Origin of the sequence: Sphingobacterium bambusae (assembly GCF_033955345.1) — a bacterium.
Taxonomy (GTDB): Bacteria; Bacteroidota; Bacteroidia; order Sphingobacteriales; family Sphingobacteriaceae; genus Sphingobacterium; species Sphingobacterium bambusae.
Window position 1 is genome coordinate 3484739 of record NZ_CP138332.1, and the last position, 25795, is coordinate 3510533.

A 25795-nucleotide genomic window follows, 5' to 3' on the forward strand; every position below is an offset into this window, starting at 1 on the left:
ACAATATAAGAATGAAATTCGCCTAGCAATAGGGCGATCGTATGAATGAACATCATAGCACGCATAACATGAACAAAAATAACAAATTGATATCCGCAGCTCTGCTTGCCTTAGGGCTAATGGCATCCTGCTCGTCGGGCTTGGCACCCGTTGCCAAAGATGCGGTTGTGCCAACCGTCGTTACCGAGCAAACTGAATTTGATACTGATGACCCGGCCATATGGATACACCCTACGGATCCGAGTCAAAGTTTGATCCTCGGAACGGACAAGGAAGTTGGCGGTGGGCTTTACCTTTACAATTTGGCAGGAAAGATTGTGAAAAAAGTCACCGGACTCGAGCGTCCGAACAACGTGGATATTGCCTATAGCTTGGATATCAATGGTAAAAAGGTGGATATCGCCATCGCTACAGAACGCAAAGCCCACAAGATCCGTGTGTATAGCTTGCCAGACCTCACACCTATTGATAATGGAGGGATTTCTATTTTCGAAGGCGAGACGGGAGAAGGCGAACGGGATGGTATGGGTATTTCTATCTACACGAAGAAAGATTCCTTAGGCTCCAGTATCTACGCTATCGTGGGTCGGAAAACCGGTCCTTCGGGCAGCTACCTATGGCAATATAAGATTACCGCTGGTGCGGACGGTATCGCCAAAGGTGAAGTTGTGCGTAAATTTGGTACCTACAGTGGTAAGAAGGAAATTGAAGCGATCGCAGTAGACAATGAGCTGGGTTACGTGTATTACTCCGATGAAACGGTTGGGGTACGCAAGTATTATGCAGATCCCGAAAAGAAAGATGATACCGAGCTGGCTTTCTTCGCGCAGCAGGACGTGAAGTCTGATCATGAAGGAATTGCCATCTACAAAACCACAGATTCCACTGGTTACATTCTACTCTCCAACCAGCAGAATAACTCTTTTGTGGTGTATCCTCGCGAAGGAAACATCGGAAATGCCAACAGCTATACGAAGCTGGCCGATATTCCGGTGTCGGCAATCGAATGTGATGGCGCCGAAGCAACTAGCTTGAACCTAGGGGGCAAATTTCCAAAAGGAATGCTAGTTGCCATGAGCAATGGTAAGGTGTTCCACTATTACGACTGGAACTTGATTCAAGAACGAATTGATAAAGGCGAAGGTAAATAGCGCCGAAAGCGATGAGCTAACGAACAGCTACATATACAAGTGTCAGAAGAGAACGCAGCGACGAGGAGTCGTTGCGTTTTTTTGTAAAAAATCAAATGGAAGTGAAAATTTTAATTTTTTCAACTGTTATATTGAAAAAAAATAATACCTTGGATTCGTAAAGCGTCAATAATCTCAATATGATACTTTTACTAACTGACATTTATTATTATTATTAGCTGTGGAAAATGAATGCTGTAGATCCTGATAAATTATTATTTAGCAAGTACTATCGATCGCTCTGCTATTTTGCTTGGCAAATGGTGCAAGACGAAAATTTAGCCGAAGACTTAGCGCAGGATGCATTTGTCAGTTATTTCCAAGAACGCGGTCGTATAGCTAGTGATGAGAAAGCGATAAAGGCATTTTTATATGCTGCAATTAAATACGCAGTCTACAACTTGAGCCGTAAGAGCAAAACCGTAGAGAAATTTTGGCAACGAACAGGGTATCAGGAAAGTGATGATATAGATTATGAGCATCAAGTAATTCGAGCAGAATTTATGACCGCTATTCATGCTACCTTATCTACGTTACCGGATGGCTGCCAGAAAATTATGACGATGAGTTACGTTGAGGGTTTTTCGAATGAGGAAATTGCCGAACAGCTTAAAATAAGTATCAATACGATTAAGACTCAAAAGAAAAGGGGACTTCGCGTGTTGCGTTCTAAGTTGAGTTCAGACTATTTCTCGATAGTTTTTGCATTATTCCTAAGTAATTTTTAAAAAAAACAAATTTCTTGTCACCCCGAATCCAACTTTAAGTTTCTTAGCTTAAATTATGGATACTACCCCTTTTGATATAGCGGATATTCTGGTCAAGAAATTCAAAATGATTTCTGTTTCTGAGGAAGAAGCACTCTTTTTGGAGTTTTGGTTGAGTAAAAGTGTTAAAAACCAAGCGCTTTTTAATAAATTGATGCAAGATGGAGCTGATTTTGATTCGTTTTGGTTAGATCAATTAAAAGAAGAAGAAGCGTGGAATAGCGTGCAGCGAAAGCGTCAGCCTAGAAAATACCGATTTAAAATTTTTGCAGCTGCGGCATCTATGGCGGTTTTTCTCGCTTTTGCAAGCTATTGGTTTTTTGTACAATCGCAGGAGGAACAAACCCGACATATTGTTGAAAAGGTGGACGGCAAAGAAAAGCATGATGTGCTGCCAGCTAACCTAGGCGCTAAGATTATTTTGGCCAATGGACGTGAACTTCAAGTGGAAGACACTTTAGATATTGTTTCAGACCATAAATTTACGAAGAGTGCAATCGATGGGGACGAACCTATCGAAAGTAATCAAATGGTCTACCACACCTTACTCGTTCCGGCAGCTAATTTTTTTAAGTTGACACTAGCTGATGGAACTGCCGTGTGGGTGAATTCGAAAAGCGAGTTACGTTTTCCAACAACATTTTCTGGATCCGAACGACGCGTATTTCTGCGTGGCGAGGCCTATTTTGAGGTTGCCAAAAATGCTGAAAAGCCTTTTTACGTGAAAACGGAAGATGCGGAGGTAAAGGTATTGGGTACACATTTTAACGTGTCGACTTATGGAAAAGCTAGCAAAACAAGTTTGGAAGAAGGGCGGGTGGAAGTTTCTAGCAACGATAAAACGGTGTTAGTTTTTCCAGGTCAAAGTGTGCAATGGTCGAATGGTGAACTTAAAGTCAAGCCAACAAATTTACAGAAAGATCTAGCTTGGAAAAACAATGAATTTTATTTCAAGGAAGATAATATCCTCAACATTGCGCATCAATTGAAGCTTTGGTACGATTTGGAGGTATCTATTTCTACTGATGTAGCGTTGGATGCCACTTATTCTGGAGAGATTCGTAGAAACGTACGTCTGTCCGAAGTCTTGCGTATGATGGCCTTTGTTAGCGATCTAGATTTCAAACTGAACAAAAATAAATTATTAATCACAAAAAAATAAAACATGACATAATTGTACCAAAGCATCAAAAAAAAACAGGAGTGTTGCAGCACCCCTGTAAATCACTAAGTTAAATTAAAGAATACTAACCCTTAACCATTAACTCAACTATTCAAATGTATGAATAACTTCTCATTTGACAAAAGGCGTGTGGAAGCGTGGAAGCCGCCTATTGTCTTAATCTACCGGATTATGAAAATTACAACATTCTTATTGTTGGTTTTTATGACTTGTGCCTACGCGGAAGGGACGGCACAGAAAGTTACGCTCTCCTTAAAAAATGCAAAGCTGGAGGATGCTTTTAAAAGGATCTCGGATCAAACGGCCTATAAGTTTCTGTATAGCGACGAAGTCCTGAAAAAATCATCCAGAGTCAACGTAGACATGCGTAACGCGAATGTCCTTGATGTACTCAGGGCTGTTTTGCCGGAGGATCATTTTTCCTTTAAAATTATTGCAGAAACGATATCGGTAACCTATAAAGAAGCAGCGGTTCGTACTTCCTTAGCGGCTGTACAGCAAAGCCGTGTAAGCGGTAAAGTGACCGGCGCCAACGGTACAGCGCTCGCCGGTGTTTCCATTGGTGTAAAAGGTACATCGAGTGGAACGACTACCGACGAAAATGGAAACTACTCGATTGCGGCGAGTGAAGGAAGCATTTTAACATTCCGTTATGTCGGCTACATTGCTAGAGAGGTAACGGTTCGTGTGCAGCAATCGATTAATGTTCAACTAGTATCTGAGGATCAGGCGATAGAAGAAGTCGTTGTAACAGGTATGGGACAACGGGTGGACAAGCGCTTGTTCACAGGTGCAACATCGCAGATATCGGGTGACGCGGCGCAGATAGGCGGACAGATTGATCCGAGCCGCGGGCTAGAAGGTCGAGTGGCCGGTGTGTCGGTGCAGAATGTTACCGGAACCTTCGGTACCGCACCTAAAATTCGCGTCCGCGGAGCGACATCTATTTACGGTAGTTCAAAACCTTTATGGGTGGTGGATGGCGTAATTATTGAAGATGTTGCAGATGTAAATGCAGACGCACTATCCTCCGGTGATGCATTAACATTGATCAGCTCGGCTGTTGCCGGATTGAATGCTCACGATATTGAATCATTTCAGATTTTAAAAGATGGTTCTGCCACTTCCATTTATGGTGCACGCGCTATGGCTGGTGTAATTGTCATCACCACCAAAAAGGGTACTGCCGGACGAAGCTCGCTAAATTATACCGGAGAATATACCACGCGTGCTATCCCACGTTATTCGGAGTTTAACATTATGAATTCGCAAGAGCAAATGTCGGTGTATCAAGATATGTATGAAAAAGGATATATCAGATTTGCTAATTTACCTGTTGCGAGTAATACTGGCGTATATGGTGATTTGTACAGACGTATCCAGAGCGGCGAAATATATAATGACTTGTTTGGCGATAGACATCACGTGAATAATTTTTTAAGAGAAGCAGAATATCGTAATACCGATTGGTTCAGCGAATTGTTTCAACCGAGTCTACAACATAATCACTCGGTGAGCATGTCTTCAGGTACTGAAAAATCACAATATTATAGCTCACTTAGTGCGTTGGTTGATCCGGGTTGGACGAAGCGTAGTGGCGTAAACCGCTACACAGGTAACTTAAATGCTAATTATAATATCTCTGATAAACTAAAGCTGAATATTATCACCAATGGATCTTACCGTAGCCAACAGGCTCCCGGAACATTGGGGCAGTCGACAGATGTAGTTTTTGGAGAGGTAAAGCGCGACTTCGACATTAACCCCTATGCCTATGCAATGAATACGTCACGTACCTTGGATCCTAATGCCTTTTACACACGTAACTATGCCCCCTTCAATATTTTGCATGAGTTAGAGAATAACTACATGGATGTGAATGTAGCCGATTTGCGTTTTCAGGGCGATCTAAAGTGGAAAGTTTTCAGCGGATTGGAGTTGGGCGCATTTGGTTCAGTACGTTATCAGTCTACCTCACAACACCATTATGTGAAAGACTTGTCAAATCAGGCGATGGCGTATAGAGCGGGTATCAGCCCGGAAAATGCGACAATTCGAGACCGAAACCCGTTCTTGTATAAAGATCCAGATGATCCATATGCAAGACCAATTTCGGTGTTGCCCGAAGGCGGTATCTATAACCGTACGGACTATACCATGTTCGAACAATTGTTCCGTTTTACCGCCCAGTTTAACAAAACGTTCAATCAAAACCATATCGTAAGTGCGTTTGCGGGTTCAGAGATTACGGCGTCGGACAGAAATAACACTTGGTTTCGTGGCTGGGGACTGCAATACGAACTTGGAGAAAGCCCATTTACAGATTACAGGGTTTTCAAAAGAGGTCAGGAAGAGAACACGCCGTATTACTCCGTTAATAGAAATTCTTCCAATGATCCCTCAAGTATCCGCTATAAACAAGCAGCTTTCTTTACAAACTTGACCTACTCTTTCGCAGGAAAATATACCTTGAACGGAACATTCCGTTACGAGGGAGCAAACAAATTGGGAGAGGCGACTTCCGCACGTTGGATGCCTAGTTACAATATTGCTGGTGCTTGGAATGTGCACGAGGAGGATTTTTTCCAGAGCTTATCACCGGCGCTATCTCATTTGATGCTGAAAGCATCTTACAGCCTAACTGGAGATAGAGGTCCATCAAATGTTACCAATTCTTTCGCTGTGTATGGCTCGTATACCCCTTGGCGTCCGACTGCTGGAGATTCGGAGTCGGGATTGCAGATTCTGGATCTTGCCAACAGTGAGCTAACCTATGAAAAAAAGCATGAGCTCAATATCGGTACCTCAGTTGGATTTTTGGATAATCGCATCAACTTGGAGTTTGATTGGTTTACGCGTAATAACTTTGATCTTATTGGTTTCGTAAATACGCAAGGTTTGGGGGGCACGATTTCCAAAATGGGAAATGTCGCAGATATGAAATCCAATGGCGCAGAGCTTAGCTTAACGGGCAATATCCTAAGAGACGGCCCATTTAAGTGGACATCTGGTTTGATATATTCTAATGTCAAAACAGAGGTAACGCGTTTGGATACCCGCAGCCGTGTTATTGATTTGATAACTGGATCTGGATTTGCAGTAGAGGGCGGCCCAGTTCGTGGATTGTATTCCGTTCCTTTTTCTCATTTGAACGATGAAGGACTACCTGTGTTTGTTGGTCCAGATAACGAAGAGACCATTACGGGGATCTATTTTCAGGAGCGTGATCGGTTAGATTATTTACAGTACGAAGGTTCTATTGATCCTATACATACCGGCGGTTGGAATAACACATTTAACTACAAAAACTTTAGTCTTAATGTTTTTGTGACCGGTTCCTTTGGAAATGTAGTGCGATTGAATCCTGTGTTTAAGCACGAGTACAATGACTTAACGGCTTCTACGAAAGAATTTGCAGACCGTTGGATGATTGCAGGCGATGAAGATCGTACTAACATCCCTAGTATTGCTACAGTGGGACAGAATCGTGCCTACAGCAATAACCTGCAATATGCCTACAATACGTACAACTATTCGTCAGTAAGGACTGCTAAAGGAGATTTTATAAGATTGCGAGATGTTTCCTTAACATATGATCTTCCTAAAGCTTGGTTGAGCGCATGGAATGTCAATTCTTTGGGGCTTCGATTGAATGCATCTAACGTATTTCTAATCTATGCCGATAAGAAGTTAAATGGACAAGATCCTGAATTTGTAAATGCGGGAGGGGTCGCTGCTCCGTTAGCTAGACAATACACCTTAACGCTACGCTTGGGATTGTAATGGAAATTTTAAGATACCTTGAAATGAAAAGAACAAATAAATTATATATAGCCTTGGCCCTGGTTTGTGGCCTTAGTTTTTCCTCATGCAATAAATTTTTAGATGAGTTGCCTGATAACCGCGCAACCTTGGATACGGAAGATAAAATCGACAAGATGTTGGTGTCTGCATATCCGAGTACCGCCTATTTGGTAACGGCAGAGTTTTCATCGGATAATGTTGATGATTATGGGGTTAATAACCCGTATAGTGAGCGGGATTTGGAGCAATTGTTCCGTTGGAACGATGTGACCGAAGAGACGAACGACAGCCCAAAAAGGGTCTGGGAAGCCTGTTATAGTGCAATTGCGAGTGCTAATGCTGCATTGGACGCGATTCAAGAGAAAGGCAATCCAACAAGTTTAAATCCGCAACGCGGAGAAGCACTGGCGGCACGTGCCAACGCCCATTTTATTTTGGTGAATCTTTTCGCTCAGCATTATCATAAGGATCATGCTGCAACGGATTTGGGCGTAACCTACATGATGACCTCGGAAGTTGAACTCGATCCTAAATACGAGCGCAACACGGTTCAACAGGTGTATGACTATATGTTGCAGGATTTACAAGAAGCAATTCCTTTGATCGACGATTCTTCTTATGGATCAACACCGAAATACCATATGAATACGCGCGCGGCCAATGCACTGGCTGCACGGATTGCTCTGTATATGCAAGACTGGGAGAAAGCAGTTAGTTATGCCAACGCTGCTATTGGAGTTAATCCGGCTAGTATCATGCGGAATAATGATGAAATCTCAGCCAATGCTGTAGGTGGTGTAACTGATGCTGCAATTTATTATAATCGCAGTTCAATCAATGCCAACCTTATGCTAGCTACAGCCGGAACAAACCATGGTTTGTACTTCGGTGCATATTATACGGGGTCACGCTTTGCACATGGTAATCTGATCGCCAGTACAGAAACTTTGTTGGCTAACGCTCCATTCGGTAGACGGGCGTCAAATGGCTTCAAACCAAGGGTTTTTGTGTATTCCGGAACAAATTTAGATAAATCACTGCTACCACGTGTTTCCTACATGTTCGAGTATACGGATGTAGTTGCCGGGATCGGTTATCGTCGCGGGGCCTATGCGCCATTTACCACAGAAGAGACCATGTTAGTACGTGCAGAAGCCTTGATTCATTTAAGGCGCTATGATGAAGCCGTTGTAGACATGAAAAGATGGATAGACAATACCTTGGTAAGTCCACCGGCAACGTTTACTGTAGAGGGGATCAACACCTGGGCCAACGGGATGGAATACTTTACCGCTCAACAACCAACACCAAAGAAAAGACTTGATCCGACGATGATTCCTTATGAAAGCGGTACGCAAGAAAATATGTTACATGCACTGCTTTTCATACGTCGCTTCGAGACAATGCACATGGGCTTACGCTGGTTTGATGTTAAACGTTACGGTATAGAGATTGAGCGCCGTTTAGTAACCTCAGGAACAACAATCGCCGCTGTTGAAACGGATACAAAATTGACTGTCCGAGATAAGAGACAGGCTTTGCAACTGCCCTTGGATGTAATCACTGCTGGCCTAACACCTAATCCTAGATAACATGAAATTAACTATGAAATTATATTCAATACTGCTTTTATCTTCACTTTCATTGTTTTCCTGCTCGGAGGACGCTTTGGAAACAGAAAGTGTCTTCGTTGATAAAACGGTCGATAAGAACGATCTGGATAACTATATAGAGAACACTTTTACAAAAGACTATAATATAGCGATCGTTTATAAGTTTGTGGAAGCCGAGTCGGATTTGAACTACAATTTAAGCCCTGCAGATTATGAAAGTTCTGTCCGCATGACCAAGCTACTTTATCACCTAGGCATTGAGCCTTATGACAAGGTTACTGGGAGTAAAGCGTTCATTAACTCGTATTTTCCGAAGCTTTTAAATTATATTGGCTCACCGGCATATCGGAACAACGGAACATTTGTTTTGGGTACAGCTGAGGGAGGGACAAAAATCACGCTGTATGCATTGAACAGTTTGGACGAGTCGTCTGCAGCCGACCCAGATTTTCTGAATGATTTCTATTTCCATACCATGCATCATGAGTTTGCCCATATTCTACACCAAACCAGAGACTATCCATCTGCCTTTAACCAAATAATAGGGGCGGGATATGTAGCAGATTCTTGGAGTGATATCTACGATGATCGGCAGGATTTAGCGACCGTTATCTCAGAGGGTTTTATTTCTGCTTACGCATCTAAAGAAGCGAATGAAGATTTTGTAGAGACCTATTCATTTTACATTACATTATCTCCTGCCCAATGGGAGCAACGCCTTAGCGCAGGTAGTGTGGCGGGGAGGAATAAGATTGAAGCCAAATTGGATATTGTCCGCACATACTTTATGAACGTTTGGAACATCGATTTGGACGAATTGCGGGATGAAATATTGACTAGGCAAGCATCATTGCCCGATTTTGATCAACTATCCTTAAAATAGATAATTATGAAATTTAGATATATATTATTAGCACTATTGCTTCCGGTTTTTGTCTTCAATTCGTGTAAAAGGGAAACCGATCGCATTTTCGAAGAAAATGCTACGGTTCGAGTGAATGAAGCTATTCGCGAAACCTATGAGGTATTGCAATCCAATAAGGGTGGCTGGATGATGAAGTTTTATCCGAGTGATAATCAGGAGTTTGGTGGGTATACCATTTTTACCAAATTTTTGTCAAATGCACAGGTATCGATTGCCTCGGATCCTATCGCGGGAGTCCAAACAAGTAGTTATTCTGTCGTTCAGGAATCTGGCCCCGTATTGACCTTTGATGGTTACAATAAGAGTATACATTGGTTTTCTGAGCCCGGAATGGATAATGGGGGAATTGGGGCAGACGACACGGGGATGAAGGGTGACTTCGAATTTATCGTGTTGAAGGCAACTGCGGATTCAGTAGTGTTAAAAGGTAAGAAAAGTGGCTCACGGATATTAATGCAGCCGTTGGAGGAAGGGCAGTTTGAATCCCTTTCGTCAGAATATCAGGATGCTGCAAATTCATTTATCGAGTTTGGCGTATTTAAGCTGGAGGATGCCTCTGGAGAGATCCATCCTTTGGTTTATGATTCCAAAATGCGTGTGTTTCAGAATACTAAGGAGAACTCTGGCGAATTGCTTTCTTTCCGGGTAGTTCCAGGAGGATTAGAATTCTTTAAAACATACGTAATAGATGGGGTGTCATTTGATAACTTAGCTTTTCGGGAGCCAACCGATGATTATCCCTACGGATATTATACGGATAACGCAAATACCTTCAAGATTATGCCGGATGTTACTCCTCTAAATACTTGGTTCATGTCCAATCTTTGGGGAATGCGGTATAGTGGTCTTGGGGCAGAAGGCCAATCGTGGTGGGACGCGGGCCGCACAAGGTTCACTAATAACAACTACACTCTTAACTACGTTTACCTTGGTCATGTAACACAAGGACGCAGAGGTTTCTATGTAGATCTTACCGTCGGAGGACAAAATTCAACTGCTTATTTTATTTACAACATGACACCGGTTCCGGGCACAGTTGATGAGGTGACGCTGTCTTTTGGTGGCTCCTATTATTCTTCTGCAGCTTTCCAATTGACATATTGGAACAATGCCATTATCTACTTGGTACAGATGTTAAATAGCAAGACCTTCAAGATCACATCAGATGTCTTAGAAAAACCGTCGAAAATTTTATTGACCGATAAAGCCGATCCTGATAACACGATCGTTCTTGAACTTGAAGATTTTAGTAATCCATTAGTCAATTAACAACGTCTCTAGTTTTAACCTCCTGTTTTCGGCTTACGGAAATAGGAGGTTTTTCATCATAATTTATACTTGTACCATGATGATAGAACTGAATTTGCTTCGGATTTTAACTCGTATAATTACTAAAATATAAATGACAACATAAATATGAATAAAATAGAAGCAGAAAAATTAGTTTTGGCCGGTACCATATTTTCCAGCGCTTATATACTGATCTTGATGGCATTGTATTATATACCCTTCAAGATCGAACTCCCTAATTTTTTACAAGCAATAAGCAGTATGTTCTTTGAGCTTTTTACCTTACCTACGATGGTATTTCTGGCAGCAGCGCTACTTTTCGGGATTTATAAACTAGTCCGGAAGAGATTTAATACGCGTGTCTATATCATAACATCACTATCTTTACTTTCGGTATTGCTCATTATCCTAACTTGGGAGTAAGAAGCTGGCAAAAGCATAAAATATGAGAAAATAGACTGTCAATAAACAATATGGACAACAATTAATATTTCTTTTACATGATATCTGGGGGCTAATCGCATCTCGTTAAAAAACTTGGTTTATCGGGAAATAAAAAAGTTAGTTATCAAAAGTATGCTTTTTCCAAATTTTATTCTACAGATAATTAAATATCTATTATTACCGAAAAATTGAGAACGCTTGCAAAAGTAAGGCTAATTCATATGGCTTGCTGAAAAAGGTGCCTCAAAGTATTGTACGAATAACTTTTTCAAGATAATCATCTCAAAGAACGTGTCGTTATAGAACAATAGAAAAAATCCTTAGCCTCACGCCAAGGATTTTTACATAAATGAATATCGATACTAATTTCCGGGGTTAGGGGTAGCGCCTCCACAGTTAGAGAATATGCTTGGGCTAACGGTAGTGGCTGCACTAGGACATGTACTACAGAAAGTGTGATTTATAGTTTCGACAAGTACTCCGTTTTCAATCCTATATACTGGCCTTGTTAACCCAACGTCAATCGTGCTGTAATATCCATTAGGTAATATACAAGTTTTCGCAGAATTGGAATAGTGTATCCCTGATTGAAAATAAATAATCGTTGTTGGCGCAGAGTAATGTCCATTAATGGCTCCCTGTAGATTGTTTAAAGAATTGCCATATAAATAGTTTTGGATTCCTGTATATGGGATTGATTCGTTTGGATTTGAAGGAGTTCCAGAATTTGCTGGAGGGTTTCCTGGTATAACAGTTATGGGGACTGGTTGGTTCTCAGTACATGCTTCTAAGGCGCAATCCGCGGCTATAGGTGCAATACAAGGATAGAAACTAAACGAACATGCAATTTTACTAACTATCCCCATATCATCGATCGCATCAACAACGCATTTTCGTATACCTTCGTAAGTGCATGGGTACTTCCCTCCGAAAGGAAGTGGAGGCTCGTTGTGTGAATAGGTAGCTACACCGTTTGCTATAGTTATAGTGTAAATCGCTTGTCCATCGAGATACATAACTATTTGGCCGCTAATACTATTTAGATTTTGGCTAATAAATTCAAAAAGTTGTTGTTCCGTGTAATTGCTAGGAACTGCAACGTTTAAACTCGTTTGAGAAGCGACTTCAACTTCTGTGCCTGGTCCAACTGGTACGCTTGATGCGGATCCTCCGATTAATTTGACAGATTTCAAATCATAATCAATAATGTTGTTTGATAAATGAATAGTTTCTGCTTTATCACAAGATAGGATAGCAAAAAACGTTAAAAAGGCTAATGCACGTTGCATGAATTTGGTTAATTTGTTTTTCATAATTACAATAAAGGTATTTGTAAAGTGTTTGATAATATATCTTCAACAAAAAAGGCTATTAATTGTTTGTTCAATGTTTCTTTTTTTTGAATTATTTTGGTTTTAGTTCGCTGTTTGTTACTTTTTTTGACGGGTTAGGCTCAAAATGTTCTCAATAATTGGGTCAATACAAGGAAAAAGAGTTTGTCTTGTTAACTAAGTCTCTTCATATCTAAGGCCTAAAAGTAGTACATATGTACCGGTTCGCTAGTAAGTAGTGCTATTCTAGAAGCGACCGAAACAACAGCTAAAAATCAAAAAGGTTCTGGCGTAATATTAAAATTATGGTATGGATTCAGTTTACTGAAGTATTTTGTATATTTAAATAGAATATGAAAATTATGACAACATCCCTATTTATTAATATTGGTGCACAGGAAATTTTTGTTTTGGCGTTCTTTGTTCCTGTATTTTTAGGCTATTTGTATTGTATTTACCATGCACTGACAAACAAGAAATTGGAATTACCTTACCGTTTTGCTTGGGCTGCAGCGATGTTTGTTTTGCCGTTTCTTGGCTGCGTCCTCTATTGGACGATTGGCAAAAATGCTGTTAAAGAAAGCTGAAAACTGTTTTTTAAATGAAAGATTAATCGATTGCATAAACCTTACCTTATGAAAAAAATAGAAGCAGAAAAACTGGTGTTGGCCGGAACTATATATTCCAGCGCCTACATATTGATCTTGATGGCTTTGTATTATATGCCCTTCAAGATCGAACTCTCGAATTTCTTCCAGATGATAAGCAGTATGTTCGTGGAACTGCTTACTATTCCCACTATGGTGTTTCTTGCAGCAGCGCTACTTTTCGGGATTTATAAGCTAGTCCGGAAGAGATTTAATACGCGTATCTATATCATAACAGCGCTATCTTTACTTTCGGTATTGCTCATTATCTTAACTTGGGAGTAGCCATTACACATACTTTATACAACAAGCGGAGCTTTCTTAGGGAAAGCTCTTTTTGTTTTATGCTTGAGCTTATCTCGTTACCTATCGATTAATAATACGGTAATCGATCCAATGAGGACGTCAACATCGGTAACAATATAAAATTCATGAAGATTGCTAGTTGAACATTCTTTTTCATACCGTTCTATAGTAAATCGCTAAGTAATATTTACATTTATATCTACATTGTAAGCCTATGAATACGTATTTATTAAAAAAGCTGTTGCTGTTTTTTGTAGTGGCGCTAGCCGTTGCGGCGCAAGCGCAGGAGAAAGTCAATGCATTGCCTGACTGGGCATTTGGCGGTTTTGTTCGCCCAGAGGGCGTGAATCCAGTTATTTCTCCGCTAGACCACACACTTTTTATGGATCCAATGAGCGGTAAGCAGATCGCGTGGGAATCCAACGATACGTTCAATCCGGCAGCCACAATAAAAGATGGAAGAATCGTGGTGCTCTATAGGGCAGAGGACAAAACAGGCGTGAAGATCGGCCACCGTACATCACGTATCGGCTATGCCGAAAGCAAGGACGGCATAGCCTTCAAGCGCATGAACGAGCCGGTTTTCTATCCGGGAGAAGACAGCCAGAAAGATTTTGAATGGCCGGGCGGAACGGAAGATCCCCGTGTGGCGGTAACAGCAGATGGTCTCTATGTAATGTTCTACACGCAGTGGAACCGAAAGACAGCTCGCTTGGGCGTGGCTACCTCGAGAGATCTTAAGCAGTGGACGAAACATGGACCAATCTTCGCTAAAGCAAAGAATAGCGATATTATAGTCGATAAATTCCATAAGTCGGCATCCATTGTTACCGAAGTTAAAAATGGAAAGCAGCAAATTGCTAAGATCAATGGCAAATATTGGATGTATTGGGGCGAATATGGCGTCTATGGAGCAACATCAGATAATTTAATAGATTGGGAGCCTGTGGTTGATGAGCACCGTGCACTAAAAGCATTCATTTCGCCTCGAAAGGGGTTCTTCGATAGTGACCTGACGGAGTGTGGTCCGCCGGCTGTATTGACAGAGCATGGTATTCTCCTGTTGTACAATGGTAAGAATAATGCAAGTCACGGGGATAAACGGTTTAATCGAGGCACCTACAGTGCTGGCCAAGTACTGTTTGATGCCCATGATCCAACTAAAGTTATCGGACGGCTTGATGTCCCTTTCCTTCGGCCAATGGAAGATTTCGAAAAAAGTGGACAATATGTCGACGGTACGGTATTTATTGAAGGTTTGGTGTACTTCCAGAACAAATGGTTTTTATACTACGGCTGTGCAGATTCCAAAGTTGCGGTCGCCATATATGACCCAGCTACGCATGCTCCAGCAGATGCCTTGCCATGATAAAGTTCCGAGAAAAGTATATTAACCCCTATTCGCAAGAATACTAAGCTCCTGTGCTACACGTCCCGCGATATCCTTATATGCTTGGGAAACCGCTTCATCCGAATCTAATAAAATAGGGAAGCCATTATCGCCTGCATCTGCAATAGATTTAACTAATGGAATCTCGCCAAGGAAAGGCACCTTGTTACTTTCGGCAAGGCGCTTGCCCCCATCTTTACCAAAGATATAGTACTTGTTGTCCGGTAATTCGGACGGCGTAAAGTAAGCCATATTCTCCACAATACCCAAAATAGGAATATTAATACCCTCCATCTGATACATGCCTATACCTTTGATCGCGTCGGCCAGCGCTACATGCTGCGGTGTAGTCACGATGACGGCTCCCGAGATAGGGTAGGATTGTGCCACGGTGATGTGGATGTCACCCGTGCCCGGCGGCATATCCACCACAAGATAGTCAAGCTCGCCCCAATGCGTATCGCCAAATAGCTGCTTAATGGCCGAAGTGGCCATAGGGCCACGCCAAGGAATAGGTTGGTTGGGGTCGGTAAAGAAGCCAATGGATAACAGCTTCAGTCCAAATTTTTCCATCGGCACGATTTTATTCTTGCCTTCGGGTGTCTGCATGGAAGCTGGACGCGCACCCTCCAACCCAAACATAATGGGTAGGGATGGCCCGTAGATGTCGGCATCCAGAAGGCCCGTTTTTGCTCCTGTTTCGGCCAAGGCCAAAGCCAAGTTGCTGGCCACAGTAGATTTACCTACACCGCCTTTGCCCGAGGAGACCAAGATAATGTTTTTGATACCATCAAGCTGTGCCGATTCCGTGCTAATCACACGGGAGGTCATATTGATATCTACCTCTATCTCCTTGCTCACAAACAAAGTGATCGCATTGCGGCAGGCATGCTCAATATGTCCTTTCAGCGGACATGCGGGGGTAGTCAACACAACATCAAACTTCAGTTTATTGGGTAAGATTTCAATGTTTTGAATCATGTTCAACGTAACCAAATCTTTCTTTAGATCCGGTTCCTCCACATGGCCTAATGCGTGCAATACTTGTTCCTTCGTAATCATAATAACATTATCTCGCACAAAGATAGAGATTGAAGGCTAAAAACATGTCATTTGGATGTTTATAGTTCTTTAACTAGGATAAACCTTATCGTGCGAAGTTTATCTCTTACTCTGCCGAAACATGAAAATGGGGCTTTGTCACGTGAAGATGGGGCTTTGTCACGTGAAGATGGGGCTTTGTCACATGAAGACGTGGCTTTGTCACGTGAAGATGCGACGTTGTTACGCGAAGATGTTACGTTGTTACGCGAAGATGTTACGTTGTTACGCGAAGATGTTACGTTGTTACGCGAAGATGTTACGTTGTCACGCGAAGATGCGACGTTGTCACCTGAAGATGTGACGTTGTCACGTGAAGATGTGACGTTGTCACGTGAAGATGCGACGTTGTCACATGAAGATGCGGCGTTGTCACATGAAGATGCGGCGTTGTCACGTGAAGATGGAGCGTTGTCACATGAAGATGCGGCGTTGTCACGTGAAGATGCGGCGTTGTCACGTGACGATGTGACGTTGTCACATGACGATGTGATGCATTCATTTGGCACCGATTCGGAAATGGTAGGCTCGGCGCCCTATAAGATGCCCGAGCGAGATAAGATGATCGTCTGTTGCACCCTCGGTTTTTCCGAAGTCAAATCAAAAGTGTACGAAAATCTTTTCCTTATTTTTGACAAAAGGCAAAAAATAATTTTTGCCGGAAAAATCAAATTGGCTAAGTTTAGAGCGAAATACAGCGTATGGATATTCTTAAGAAAATACCCTCCCTATCGAGGAAGCAAAAAAAGATAGCGTGGATAGTCAGCGGCGCATTGTTGCTGATTTTGCTGATCGGATTGGGTATTGCACTTTCCGTTCGTGGGAAGATGCTCGATCGTGCGATGCTAAAGGCCACGACCGTGTTACGCGAGCGCTACCAAGTCGATTTTAAAGTGAGCGACTACCGGTTTACAGGGTTGGCAACGGTGACTTTCGATGATATCGAGCTGCTGCCCAAAGACCGAGATACGTTAGCACGCATAGCGTCCATGTCGGTATCCGTTCGGTTGTGGCCCCTGCTTTTTGGTGATGTGAAAATCGGCAACCTTTCCCTCAAAAATTCGAATGTAACCTTGGTGAAGCATGATTCCATTAGCAATTACGATTTCCTCTTTCGGAAGAAGGAGAAAGAATCCCTGCCCAAGGAAAACGATAACGAGCGGAATTATGCGGCACTGATTGACGGGCTCATAAAGCAAGTGTTCTTCAAGATTCCGCGCGATATGGATTTAGAGAATTTCGAGCTGTCTTATCGTGATGATAGTCTGCAGCAACGAATACGGCTGCCGGAAGCTATTATCGATGGGGGCGACTTTCAAACAAGCCTTTTCCTGAATGATCACGATGCGCAGTGGAACCTCGCCGGCCATGTAAATCCCGATAGGCAACAACTTCGGGTAGAGGTTTCCTCCGAGAAAAAGGATACAGAGCTGCCTTTTTTACGCGGTAAATTTGGTCTGCGCGTCAGCTTCGATAAAATTATGTTCGAGCTGGATCAGGTTCGTCGCGAGAGCCAAGACTCGCTAACGCTTTCCGGACAGTGGGCCTTTGAAAATCTGCACGTGCAACATCGTAGGCTATCCGAGGATGCCATTGTCCTCCCTGAAGCGGTGGGCGAAGGACAGATAAATATCGGTAAGCTAGCCTTGGAGGTAGATCCATCCAGCACCATCCGCGTCAAAGAGTTTGCCTTCCGTCCGCACCTCAAGTTTGTCCCGAAACCCAATAAAGTTGTTAGCCTTTCCGTGCATACCGGCGAGTTTGAAGCACAAAACCTTTTTGATGCCATTCCGCAGGGCCTGTTCCCGACCTTGGATGGCATCAAGGTAAGCGGTAAAATTGCATACGATCTTGATTTTTCCGTAAACTTCGACGATCCCGACAACATACGCTTTGTGTCGAATATGGACGATAGCCAATTGAAGGTTATCAACTGGGGGAAAGCAAATATACGCGACATGAACGGGCCTTTTGTGTACAAGGCTTTTGAAGATACGCTGCTGATGCGGGAGATAACCCTAGGCACGGCCAACCCAAAATTTACGCCGCTGAATCAGGTGTCGTCCATCCTGAAGAAGACGGTACTGAATACCGAAGATCCCTACTTTTATAAGCACAATGGTTTTGAGGAAGAAGCCTTCAAGCTATCGATCGCAACGAATATCAAGGAAAAGGCCTTTAAGCGAGGAGCCAGTACAATCTCCATGCAGTTGGTGAAAAATATCTACCTGAACCGCAACAAAACCATGATGCGTAAGTTTGAAGAGATCCTATTGGTATGGCTGATGGAGGCCTCCAAGCAGGTCAGTAAAGATCGGATGCTCGAAGTGTACCTCAATGTGATCGAATGGGGCAGAAATGTATATGGCATCCAAGAGGCTGCCGCCTACTATTTTGGCAAAACTCCGGCCGAGCTGAATATTGGAGAAAGCTTGTATCTTTCCAGCATCATTCCGCGCCCCAAGACCGGCTTATCCTCCTTTGATTACACAGGGCATCTAAAGCCGTGGGTACAGCGGCATTTTAATACCTATGGCTATATCATGACCAAACTGCAACAGTTGAATGATGAGTCTGTTCCGGCGAGCTATGGGTTTTATGAGGTCGTTTTGCAGCCCAATTTGCGTCCGCCGCGTCCGAAAGGTTTAGTGGATACAACCTTTATGGAAATAGACCCCGAGCAGGAAGCTATAATGAAAGAATTGGAGGCTGACGAAGCGACACGCAAAAACTTGCTCGAAAAGCTGTTTGGAAAAGATAAAAAAGAAGGAGAAAACTAACATGAAACATATACAGATTGATCACCTGAACTTTGAACTCTTCATCGATTATGAGCAGATCAAGAAACGGATCCGGTTGATGGGAATCGACATCAGCGTGAAGTATGCCGATAAGAATCCGGTTTTCGTAGGGGTATTGAATGGCTGTTTCATGTTTATGGCCGACCTGATGAAGCAAGTGCATGTGCCCTGCGAGGTATCTTTTGTCAAGCTCGCCTCTTATCAAGGCACACAGCAGGATCAGATACAGGAGCTGCTCGGCGTGGGGATGGATCTTACCGGACGGGAGATCATCATTGTTGAAGACATCATCGATTCTGGAAACTCCCTACAGCATACCATCGCCGCACTGGAAAAGCTCAACGTAGCCAGCATAGCTGTTTGTGCCCTGCTGATGAAGCCCGATTGCTTGCAGCATGAGTTCGATAACATCACCTATGTAGGCTTTGAAATCGAAAAGGAATTTGTCGTAGGATACGGCCTCGACTACAATGGGCAATGCCGCAACCTGCCCGATATCTACAAAAATATACCAGCGGTTGGCGAGTAAGCCCTACCGCTGGTGAATTAGCTTACCACTAGTGTTCTTCATCCTCCGGAGTCAGCGCATTTCGATAAAATAGCGTGTAGGGATCGGAAGGATAAACCGTCGCATCCGCCCGATGTCTAAAGGGCACGTTGCGGTCGAATATTTCCTCAAGCGTGGCCCGCAGAAATGGTACGAAAGCTTCTTTAGCAGCTGCGAGTGTTTCGCCTTCCAAGCTTTCTTTTCCATTGTGGAACAAGGTGCCCTCCTCGCGCATCTTACGCGCGACGTAGAGATGCGGTTCCAACTGTCTGCGCCCCGTTACCTGCTCGAAAACATAGGCATAGAAGAGCGTTTGGAGCAATGCTTTGTTTTCCGTGTTGGAGCAGAATACCTTGTCTAGATTTCGGAAAATCACGCTATCGCCACCAGTTTTATAATCCACGATGCGCGTGCTCACGACGCCATCCGCTGTCAATACTTCATCCACGCGGTCAATAATGCCAAAGAGACGCACGCTTTCCGCTTGGCCGTCTATGCTGATAGGGAAATCTAGAACATAATCTTCATCGTTTTCCAACTCGACAATACGGAAGGCCTGATAGTTTTCGATATCGTAATCGATGTACATATCCACATAAGCACAGGCTATTTTGTGCATTATGCGTTGCATGCTGTTCAGGTCATCCGCAGTCGTGTAGGTCGAGAGGTATTGATTGCCGATCTCGCGGATCACCAACTCGTTCACCAGCTGTTTTTTCTCATTTAGCACCTTCGTGCTTGTCCAATCGGAAATGCCTTTGTAGGGCTGGAAGATCAATTCCATCACCTGGTGGATCACCGTACCGAGCCTGTTCATTTCGAACTCATAAGAGATCACCGGCGGTTCTTTTATTTCGGCTACATGTTTAAGAAAAAACTGTAACGGCGATTGTAGGTAGGTGGTCAACGCCGTAGCAGATATTTTTCGGCGTTGTTGTATAAACGTGCGCTGCATCTTCTCCCAGATGGCTGCATCTTTCGCGATGACCAATTCCGGATTAGGCGCCTGAAAGCGAATAGGCTGCTGCTGGCTGTGCAGGATAAACTGAAAATTACTCTCAAACTGCAGCTGCTTGATAAAGCGACTTTCCTCACCGCTGCTACTTTCGCTCACCAAGCTGTTGAAGAAAACATGTATTCCCTCGCTGTACTGAAAATGGCGATAGAAGAGGTATGCCGATAGGGCATCTTGGTTTTCCAGCACAGGAAGTCCGTAGGCCATGCGCAGGCTATTGGGAAGAAAAGTAGGCGAGTTTGCCGTCTTCGGCAAGATACCTTCATTGGCACCAAGAATATACACCTGATCGAAATTCAGACAACGGCTTTCCAGCAAACCCATGATCTGTAAGCCACGGAGTGGATCTCCCTCGATGGCCGAGTTGATGGGCTGTATAGCCTTCCGGATGAGCCCTATTTGAAATAAAATCGATGTAGGACCTAGATTGCCCATACCCAGCTGAAGCTGGTTCAACACTTTTTTGGTCTCTACCAACAGGTTGCTATCAATTTGGCTGATTCGATCTTCTTGATCGCTAGCTACCAACAGTTGATCCAACAGTTCGATGAGTGTAGGGATGAAAAGCGCAGTGCTAGCCACCGGTTGAAAGAAATGAGGCAGCACACTGTCAGACACATGGACGTCTTGGATATCGATCTCAAAAAGTTGTTTTTCAGCCATGCTGTTTAATAACTGCGAACGATGTTCGGTGGCCAGTTTCACCAAGGGATGATTGGCAAATGTTTCCAGTAGCTGGAAGGATATTTTCTTCTTCTTAAGATGCGATAGCTCCTGCTGTACCTCCATCCACAGGTCGAGTAGGCCATAAAGTGGCGACTGAATCAAGGGATAGCCGGTCGTGATATTGGGCTTCACATCAGGGAGGCTCTGTAGCAAGGGAACCAGCAAACTCTCATCCGCCAGTAATATGGCGGCACTGCGATCCTCATCATGCTGCGCCTGTAGGATATCGTGAAGCAGCTTTGTTTGGCTGTTTTTTCCGGCGGCAGCATAGAGATGCACGGCGGAAGTTCGGTTGCCGATGATAGCGGTGGCATCTCCAAGCGCGTTAATCAGGCCGTAGCTCAGGATATTGCGCCGGATGAATAAACCTGCTTCCTGCTGCCCGTCGTCAAGGTAGTAGGTATCTGTATCAAAATAGAAAATAGCATCCTGTTCCTCCTGCCACTTTTTGAATAGGTGCACTTCGGCTCTATTGAGCGCATTGAAACCGACAAATAGGATCTTTTTGTAACGCGTTACAAAGCTTGCATCGGCTACGTTGCCCTCCACCAAGTTTCGGTATAGCGTAGGATAGTTAAGTTGTTTTTCCTGTTTGAGCTTCTCTTTAAATTGTCGGTACAGCACTGGCAGGCGCTTCCACAGCCGTAGAAAGCGTTGCTGCATGCCGCTATGGCCAGCGCTGCTAAACGATTGCCAAAACTGTCGGATAAACTGCTGTTGCTCCTCGGTAAAGTGCTGAAAGGCGATGTCGATCTGGGTGCTGTCATAGAGCTCCATAAAGATTTCGTCGATATTGACCAACTCGTAGTCCAATTGCCCGAAATCACTCAGGATAATTTCTGCAATCGGATAGAACTCCTCCAAGGTTTCCGCTGCAGCACCCTCCTGTAAAAGAAGTTGGTTATGCAGTTCAAATAGATAAAAGAACTGCGTCAATTGACTCGCTTCCGTCTCTTGGGTGGCCTGCCGCAAAAATTCTTGGATCGTAAAGAACTGTGGCGACCATATGGCTCGTCCATACACCGCTGACAAATGTTTTTTGAGGTAGGTAATGGGGCGTTTGTTGTTAAATACAATGGCCACATCGGCCAAATCATTGCCAAATCGTTTTTCGATATCTTCTGCAACTAGGCGCAGGAATGGAGCATGCATAGGTCGTTGTTCAATCGTGATAGGAGTCTGTTAATGTTCGTTGTATCGGGAATGGTATATAATTAATGTACTTCGACAAGTTCGTTTGTTTTCGCATAGTAGAGATAACCACGTACCTGTTGATAGCCTAGGTTGATCAACGCTTTTTTGTAATTGTCTACCTGCCACTGATGGTCAGCGTAATCTCCTTTGGTAAATTTAAAGTCCAATACGATGGTTTCCTCGGGACTGGTGAATACCTTGTCGGGACGAATCGTCTCGCCGCTTTCTAAAATAATACTGGCTTCATTCCACGTTTTATAGGCGCCGGTGAGCCATTGGTTTATTTGCGGATGATGCCAAATGCGATGGATCTCCTCCAGTAAAAACGGACGATCAGCCGCCGTAAGGATGCCCTCCTCGATGTAGCGGTCGATCATCGGGACGATCTCTTTTTCCTGCGATACCTCCGAAATGATTTCATGGGCTAAGATGCCATATTGCGCTGCTTTCTCCAACATCAAAATGCTGTTCACATTGCGTTTGGTAGATTTGTCAAAGGCCTTTTGTAGCTCATGCGATACCGGATAGTGCGTTAGCGCGATATATTGCTGATATGCCGAGGAATGTTCTGCAGATTCTTTTCGATCTTCGCTCGGCGAAGCGGCCTCAGCCACATCAGTATCGAGCAGAAGCTGATTTTCTTCCAAGTGGAAAGGAGCATCGGCCAGCTTTAAGGCCTGAAAGAGCAAATCGCTGATGTATTCGCTTTTAAAGTCTATGCTGATCTCACCGCTTTTTTTATCGACACTTTCCTTGAAGGAGGGGGCGAGGATATACAAGTGCTGTATGGCTCTTGTGGTAGCGACATAGAAGGTGTTCAGTGCATCCATATAGTTGAAGAGCATTTCTTCAAAGTACTGCTTATAGAAAATAGATTTTCCTACACTGCTATTATATTTAATAGGAATCTTGCCCAAGCTATGGAAAGCTGTCTCCGCGGTATCTATCCAAAAGTCGCCGTTTAGCTTGCCGTCCAAATCCCAAGAACAGAACGGGAGCATCACCACCTCATAGGCTAAACCTTTGGATTTATGGATGGTCGTTACCTCAATGGCCTCAACCTTTCCGTTGAAAGGTAAGGAGCCTGTTTGTCCGTCTTCTTCCCAGTATTGCAAGAATTGCGTGATGCCACGTTCCCCATTGGCCGAGAAATTGGATACCATATCTTTGAAGGCCAAGATATAGGGTAAATGTATGTTGCCCGCCTCATGCAGCCCAAATATTTCGATCAATTGTTCGATAAGATGCACCAGAGGCGAACGCTGCAGTGTTGCCCATTGTTCAATCAGAGCCGTCGGCAGCATGCTGCGCAACGTTTCGATATCATTTTGCTTGAAGACAAGCCAGTACGCCGAATCAAAGGCTTGCCCATTGTTGATGAGCTGATAGAGGTAGGCCATCTTTGCCCGATGGATGATATGTTTGTCCGAACTGTAAACAAAGGCTTTCAATGTTTCCAAGAGGAGCAGGATAGCATCGTTGGCCGCCAAGGAGAGCGCATCTCCAGAGATCACCTCGAAGCTGTATCCTGTTTGGTTTTTGTAGTCCATCAACCGTTGGATAACTTGTTTTGCCTGTACATTGCTACGCACTAAAATACCGATCTGTTTCGGCTGATAGCGCCCTGTCGTTAGCCAGTTGCCTATCTTTTCACAAAGCAGCTCCAATGCCGCATCGACAACTTGGTTTCGGCGCCAGCGTCCATCTTCAACCGCGAGATACTGTATTTCTATGCTTCCCTGCTTGTTAGGATCCTCCAAGCGATGCGCAGGGATTTCTTGTTCACTTTGGGCATAGGCTTTTAAGAGCATAGCGCTATTGCCCGATGTCTCCCACCATGTTTGCGCCGCAGCATCGCCGGAAAGGCTTTCGGTTACCTTCTGATTGAGCACTTCTTGGAGCAAGCTGGGAAGGCTGGAAAATAGGTGGTTATTTAAGCGGATGATACGCGGGTAGCTGCGGTAGTTGATCGCTAGCGAACCGTTTTCAATAAATTGGGATTGTTGTTCCGGAGCGAGGTGAAAGGCGGTGGCCACCTGCTGTTCTACCTGCTGCAGCAGAATGCGCCAGTCGCCATTGCGCCAGCGGTAGATACTTTGCTTGACGTCGCCAACCACCAAATGCTCACTGATCTTTTGTTGTGCATTCCCCAAGGCATTGATCAGCAAAGGGCTATAGTTTCTCCACTGTATCCGTGAAGTATCCTGAAATTCATCGAACAGAAAATAGCGGTAACGGTTGCCGATCTTTTCCCAGATGAAGGTGGGGTCGTTGTGTGCATCAAGCCCCAGGCGGTTCAATAATATTTGCGAATCGGAGATAAGCTGTGCGGCGTTATCCTTTCTCCATTGGCGCAAGAGGTCACTCATTTCCTTCAGCAATCGAAGGTAATACAGGTTGTTCTGTACGGCCTGATACGCAATAAAAGAAGGAAAAAGACGATGTAGCTCCTCCATCTGCTTCAATACGGGTGCGAGCGCTTGGCGTATGTCTTCACGCAGGCTCTTGTCGGCCATCGTGAAGGCATCGTCATTGCTGGGCAACTCGAGGTATTTTTCGAAAATCTTTTGCAGCGAACTAGCACTTTCCTTATGGATTTTCGCGTTCGTTTTGCTGGCCGAAAGTAGTTTGTTGCGCGATTTTCCTTTCAGCTCGTCTGCCGACAGTTGGAAGCCAGCGAAGATCTGTGCAAAGGTTGCTATACTGCTGCTCAGGCTATCCAAAAAAAGATCGATTTTTTCTTGGATATCGGTGTTGAGCAAGGTAAAAAGTTTGTGCGGGTTGGCAACGCTCAGGTGCGCATCAAATTCTTGGAAATTTTCCGTGAAGATAAGTCCTGCCAAGCTGAGCAGTTGCTGCCTGTAGTTCCAGTTTTCGTTGTTGGCGATCTTCTTGTCGGCGTAGTCCATGATCCAATTGAGTAGATCAGGACGCTCATCAAGCAACTGGTTCAGCATAATGGAAAGATCCTGCTTTACCTTAGCTGTATTAATTTCGATCTTATAGGCTGCATCAAGGTTCAGCTCATAGGTGAAGCTGCGGATCACCTTTTGGGAAAAACCATCGATGGTGCTGATCGTGAAGTGCCCATAGTTGTGCAAGATCTTGCGGTATACGCGCTGTGCTTTCTCCTGTAGCTGCTGCGCATTCCATTGTGGAGATTGCTGCAACAGCAGCTGCCGGAAATCGTTGATTTTACGCTGCTGATCGCCCAGAGCCAAGCCCTGCAGTACGCTCAGGATACGTTCCTTCATTTCAGCGGTAGCCTTATTTGTAAAGGTCACAGCAAGGATTTCCCGATAGCTGTTTTCATTGGACAGCAGCAGGGTAATGTAATGCAGCGTTAAGCTGAAAGTCTTTCCAGACCCTGCCGACGCCTTCAGTATTTTTAATGGAGCCACAGCATTCATGCTATGAAGGTAAGAAGTTAACGCTACATTGAGAAGTGTGCCAAGGCCAAAGTTGTTCGATACTTGTCCACAGTCCAGCTGATCTAGCAGGAAATCAATGCTTATAACGGT

The 25795-nt window shown here is 43.9% G+C and carries 18 protein-coding genes; 14 read left to right on the forward strand and 4 right to left on the reverse strand.

Translation table 11 applies throughout. The annotated features are described in order from the left end of the window. Window positions 1–68 precede the first annotated feature (68 nt). From SCB77_RS14410 to SCB77_RS14445, 8 genes are all read left to right on the forward strand, one after another. Window positions 69–1151 (forward strand): phytase, encoded by a 1083-nt coding sequence (locus SCB77_RS14410; RefSeq protein WP_320182711.1) that lies wholly within the window; start codon window positions 69–71, stop codon window positions 1149–1151. A gap of 227 nt (window positions 1152–1378) precedes the next feature. After that, window positions 1379–1918, forward strand: a complete 540-nt coding sequence (locus tag SCB77_RS14415) for an RNA polymerase sigma factor (RefSeq protein WP_320182712.1) — start codon at window positions 1379–1381, stop codon at window positions 1916–1918. Window positions 1919–1973: 55 nt separating this feature from the next. After that, window positions 1974–3119 (forward strand): FecR family protein, encoded by a 1146-nt coding sequence (locus SCB77_RS14420; protein ID WP_320182713.1) that lies wholly within the window; start codon window positions 1974–1976, stop codon window positions 3117–3119. A 192-nt stretch (window positions 3120–3311) separates the two neighbouring features. Further along, window positions 3312–6923: a SusC/RagA family TonB-linked outer membrane protein gene (locus SCB77_RS14425; protein ID WP_320182714.1), complete on the forward strand. Its 3612-nt coding sequence runs from the start codon at window positions 3312–3314 to the stop codon at window positions 6921–6923. Between the two features lie 23 nt (window positions 6924–6946). Further along, window positions 6947–8536, forward strand: a complete 1590-nt coding sequence (locus SCB77_RS14430; RefSeq protein WP_320182715.1) for a RagB/SusD family nutrient uptake outer membrane protein — start codon at window positions 6947–6949, stop codon at window positions 8534–8536. Window positions 8537–8549: 13 nt separating this feature from the next. After that, window positions 8550–9440 (forward strand): zinc-binding metallopeptidase, encoded by an 891-nt coding sequence (locus tag SCB77_RS14435; RefSeq protein WP_320182716.1) that lies wholly within the window; start codon window positions 8550–8552, stop codon window positions 9438–9440. Window positions 9441–9446: 6 nt separating this feature from the next. Next, window positions 9447–10751, forward strand: coding sequence for a DUF4302 domain-containing protein (locus tag SCB77_RS14440; RefSeq protein ID WP_320182717.1), 1305 nt, complete (start codon window positions 9447–9449; stop codon window positions 10749–10751). Between the two features lie 147 nt (window positions 10752–10898). Continuing rightward, window positions 10899–11195 (forward strand): hypothetical protein, encoded by a 297-nt coding sequence (locus tag SCB77_RS14445; RefSeq protein WP_320182718.1) that lies wholly within the window; start codon window positions 10899–10901, stop codon window positions 11193–11195. 383 nt (window positions 11196–11578) lie between these two features. Here the strand turns inward: SCB77_RS14445 and SCB77_RS14450 are convergent, their stop codons facing one another. Then, window positions 11579–12529: a hypothetical protein gene (locus tag SCB77_RS14450; protein WP_320182719.1), complete on the reverse strand. Its 951-nt coding sequence runs from the start codon at window positions 12527–12529 to the stop codon at window positions 11579–11581. 371 nt (window positions 12530–12900) lie between these two features. Here SCB77_RS14450 and SCB77_RS14455 point away from each other — a divergent pair, with 371 nt between their 5' ends. The 3 genes from SCB77_RS14455 to SCB77_RS14465 all read left to right on the forward strand — a co-directional run bounded on the left by SCB77_RS14455 (window position 12901) and on the right by SCB77_RS14465 (window position 14869). After that, window positions 12901–13134 (forward strand): PLDc N-terminal domain-containing protein, encoded by a 234-nt coding sequence (locus SCB77_RS14455; RefSeq protein ID WP_320182720.1) that lies wholly within the window; start codon window positions 12901–12903, stop codon window positions 13132–13134. A 48-nt stretch (window positions 13135–13182) separates the two neighbouring features. Beyond that, window positions 13183–13479, forward strand: coding sequence for a hypothetical protein (locus SCB77_RS14460; protein ID WP_320182721.1), 297 nt, complete (start codon window positions 13183–13185; stop codon window positions 13477–13479). A gap of 235 nt (window positions 13480–13714) precedes the next feature. Further along, window positions 13715–14869: a glycoside hydrolase family 130 protein gene (locus tag SCB77_RS14465; protein ID WP_320182722.1), complete on the forward strand. Its 1155-nt coding sequence runs from the start codon at window positions 13715–13717 to the stop codon at window positions 14867–14869. 21 nt (window positions 14870–14890) lie between these two features. On the opposite strand, the gene SCB77_RS14470 is transcribed toward SCB77_RS14465, so the two are convergent. Then, the gene (locus tag SCB77_RS14470; RefSeq protein WP_320182723.1) at window positions 14891–15952 is read right to left on the reverse strand and encodes an Mrp/NBP35 family ATP-binding protein; all 1062 of its coding nucleotides are present in this window, start codon (window positions 15950–15952) and stop codon (window positions 14891–14893) included. 156 nt (window positions 15953–16108) lie between these two features. Between SCB77_RS14470 and SCB77_RS14475 the strand changes: the two genes are divergently transcribed. Genes SCB77_RS14475 through hpt form a run of 3 tightly spaced genes read left to right on the forward strand, consistent with a single transcriptional unit; the run spans window position 16109 to window position 19321 of the window. After that, window positions 16109–16744, forward strand: coding sequence for a hypothetical protein (locus SCB77_RS14475; protein WP_320182724.1), 636 nt, complete (start codon window positions 16109–16111; stop codon window positions 16742–16744). Then, window positions 16693–18771 carry a transglycosylase domain-containing protein gene (locus SCB77_RS14480; RefSeq protein WP_320182725.1) on the forward strand — a complete coding sequence of 693 codons (2079 nt, stop codon included), beginning with the start codon at window positions 16693–16695 and terminating at the stop codon, window positions 18769–18771. Before SCB77_RS14475 ends, SCB77_RS14480 begins: the two co-directional genes overlap by 52 nt. Before the next feature lies 1 nt (window position 18772). Continuing rightward, a complete protein-coding gene (gene hpt / locus SCB77_RS14485; RefSeq protein WP_320182726.1) occupies window positions 18773–19321 on the forward strand; it encodes a hypoxanthine phosphoribosyltransferase in 549 nt (182 codons plus the stop codon). 28 nt (window positions 19322–19349) lie between these two features. Here the strand turns inward: hpt and SCB77_RS14490 are convergent, their stop codons facing one another. Beyond that, a complete protein-coding gene (locus SCB77_RS14490; protein WP_320182727.1) occupies window positions 19350–22232 on the reverse strand; it encodes a PD-(D/E)XK nuclease family protein in 2883 nt (960 codons plus the stop codon). Between the two features lie 62 nt (window positions 22233–22294). Next, window positions 22295–25675, reverse strand: coding sequence for a UvrD-helicase domain-containing protein (locus tag SCB77_RS14495; RefSeq protein WP_320182728.1), 3381 nt, complete (start codon window positions 25673–25675; stop codon window positions 22295–22297). Window positions 25676–25795 lie beyond the last annotated feature (120 nt).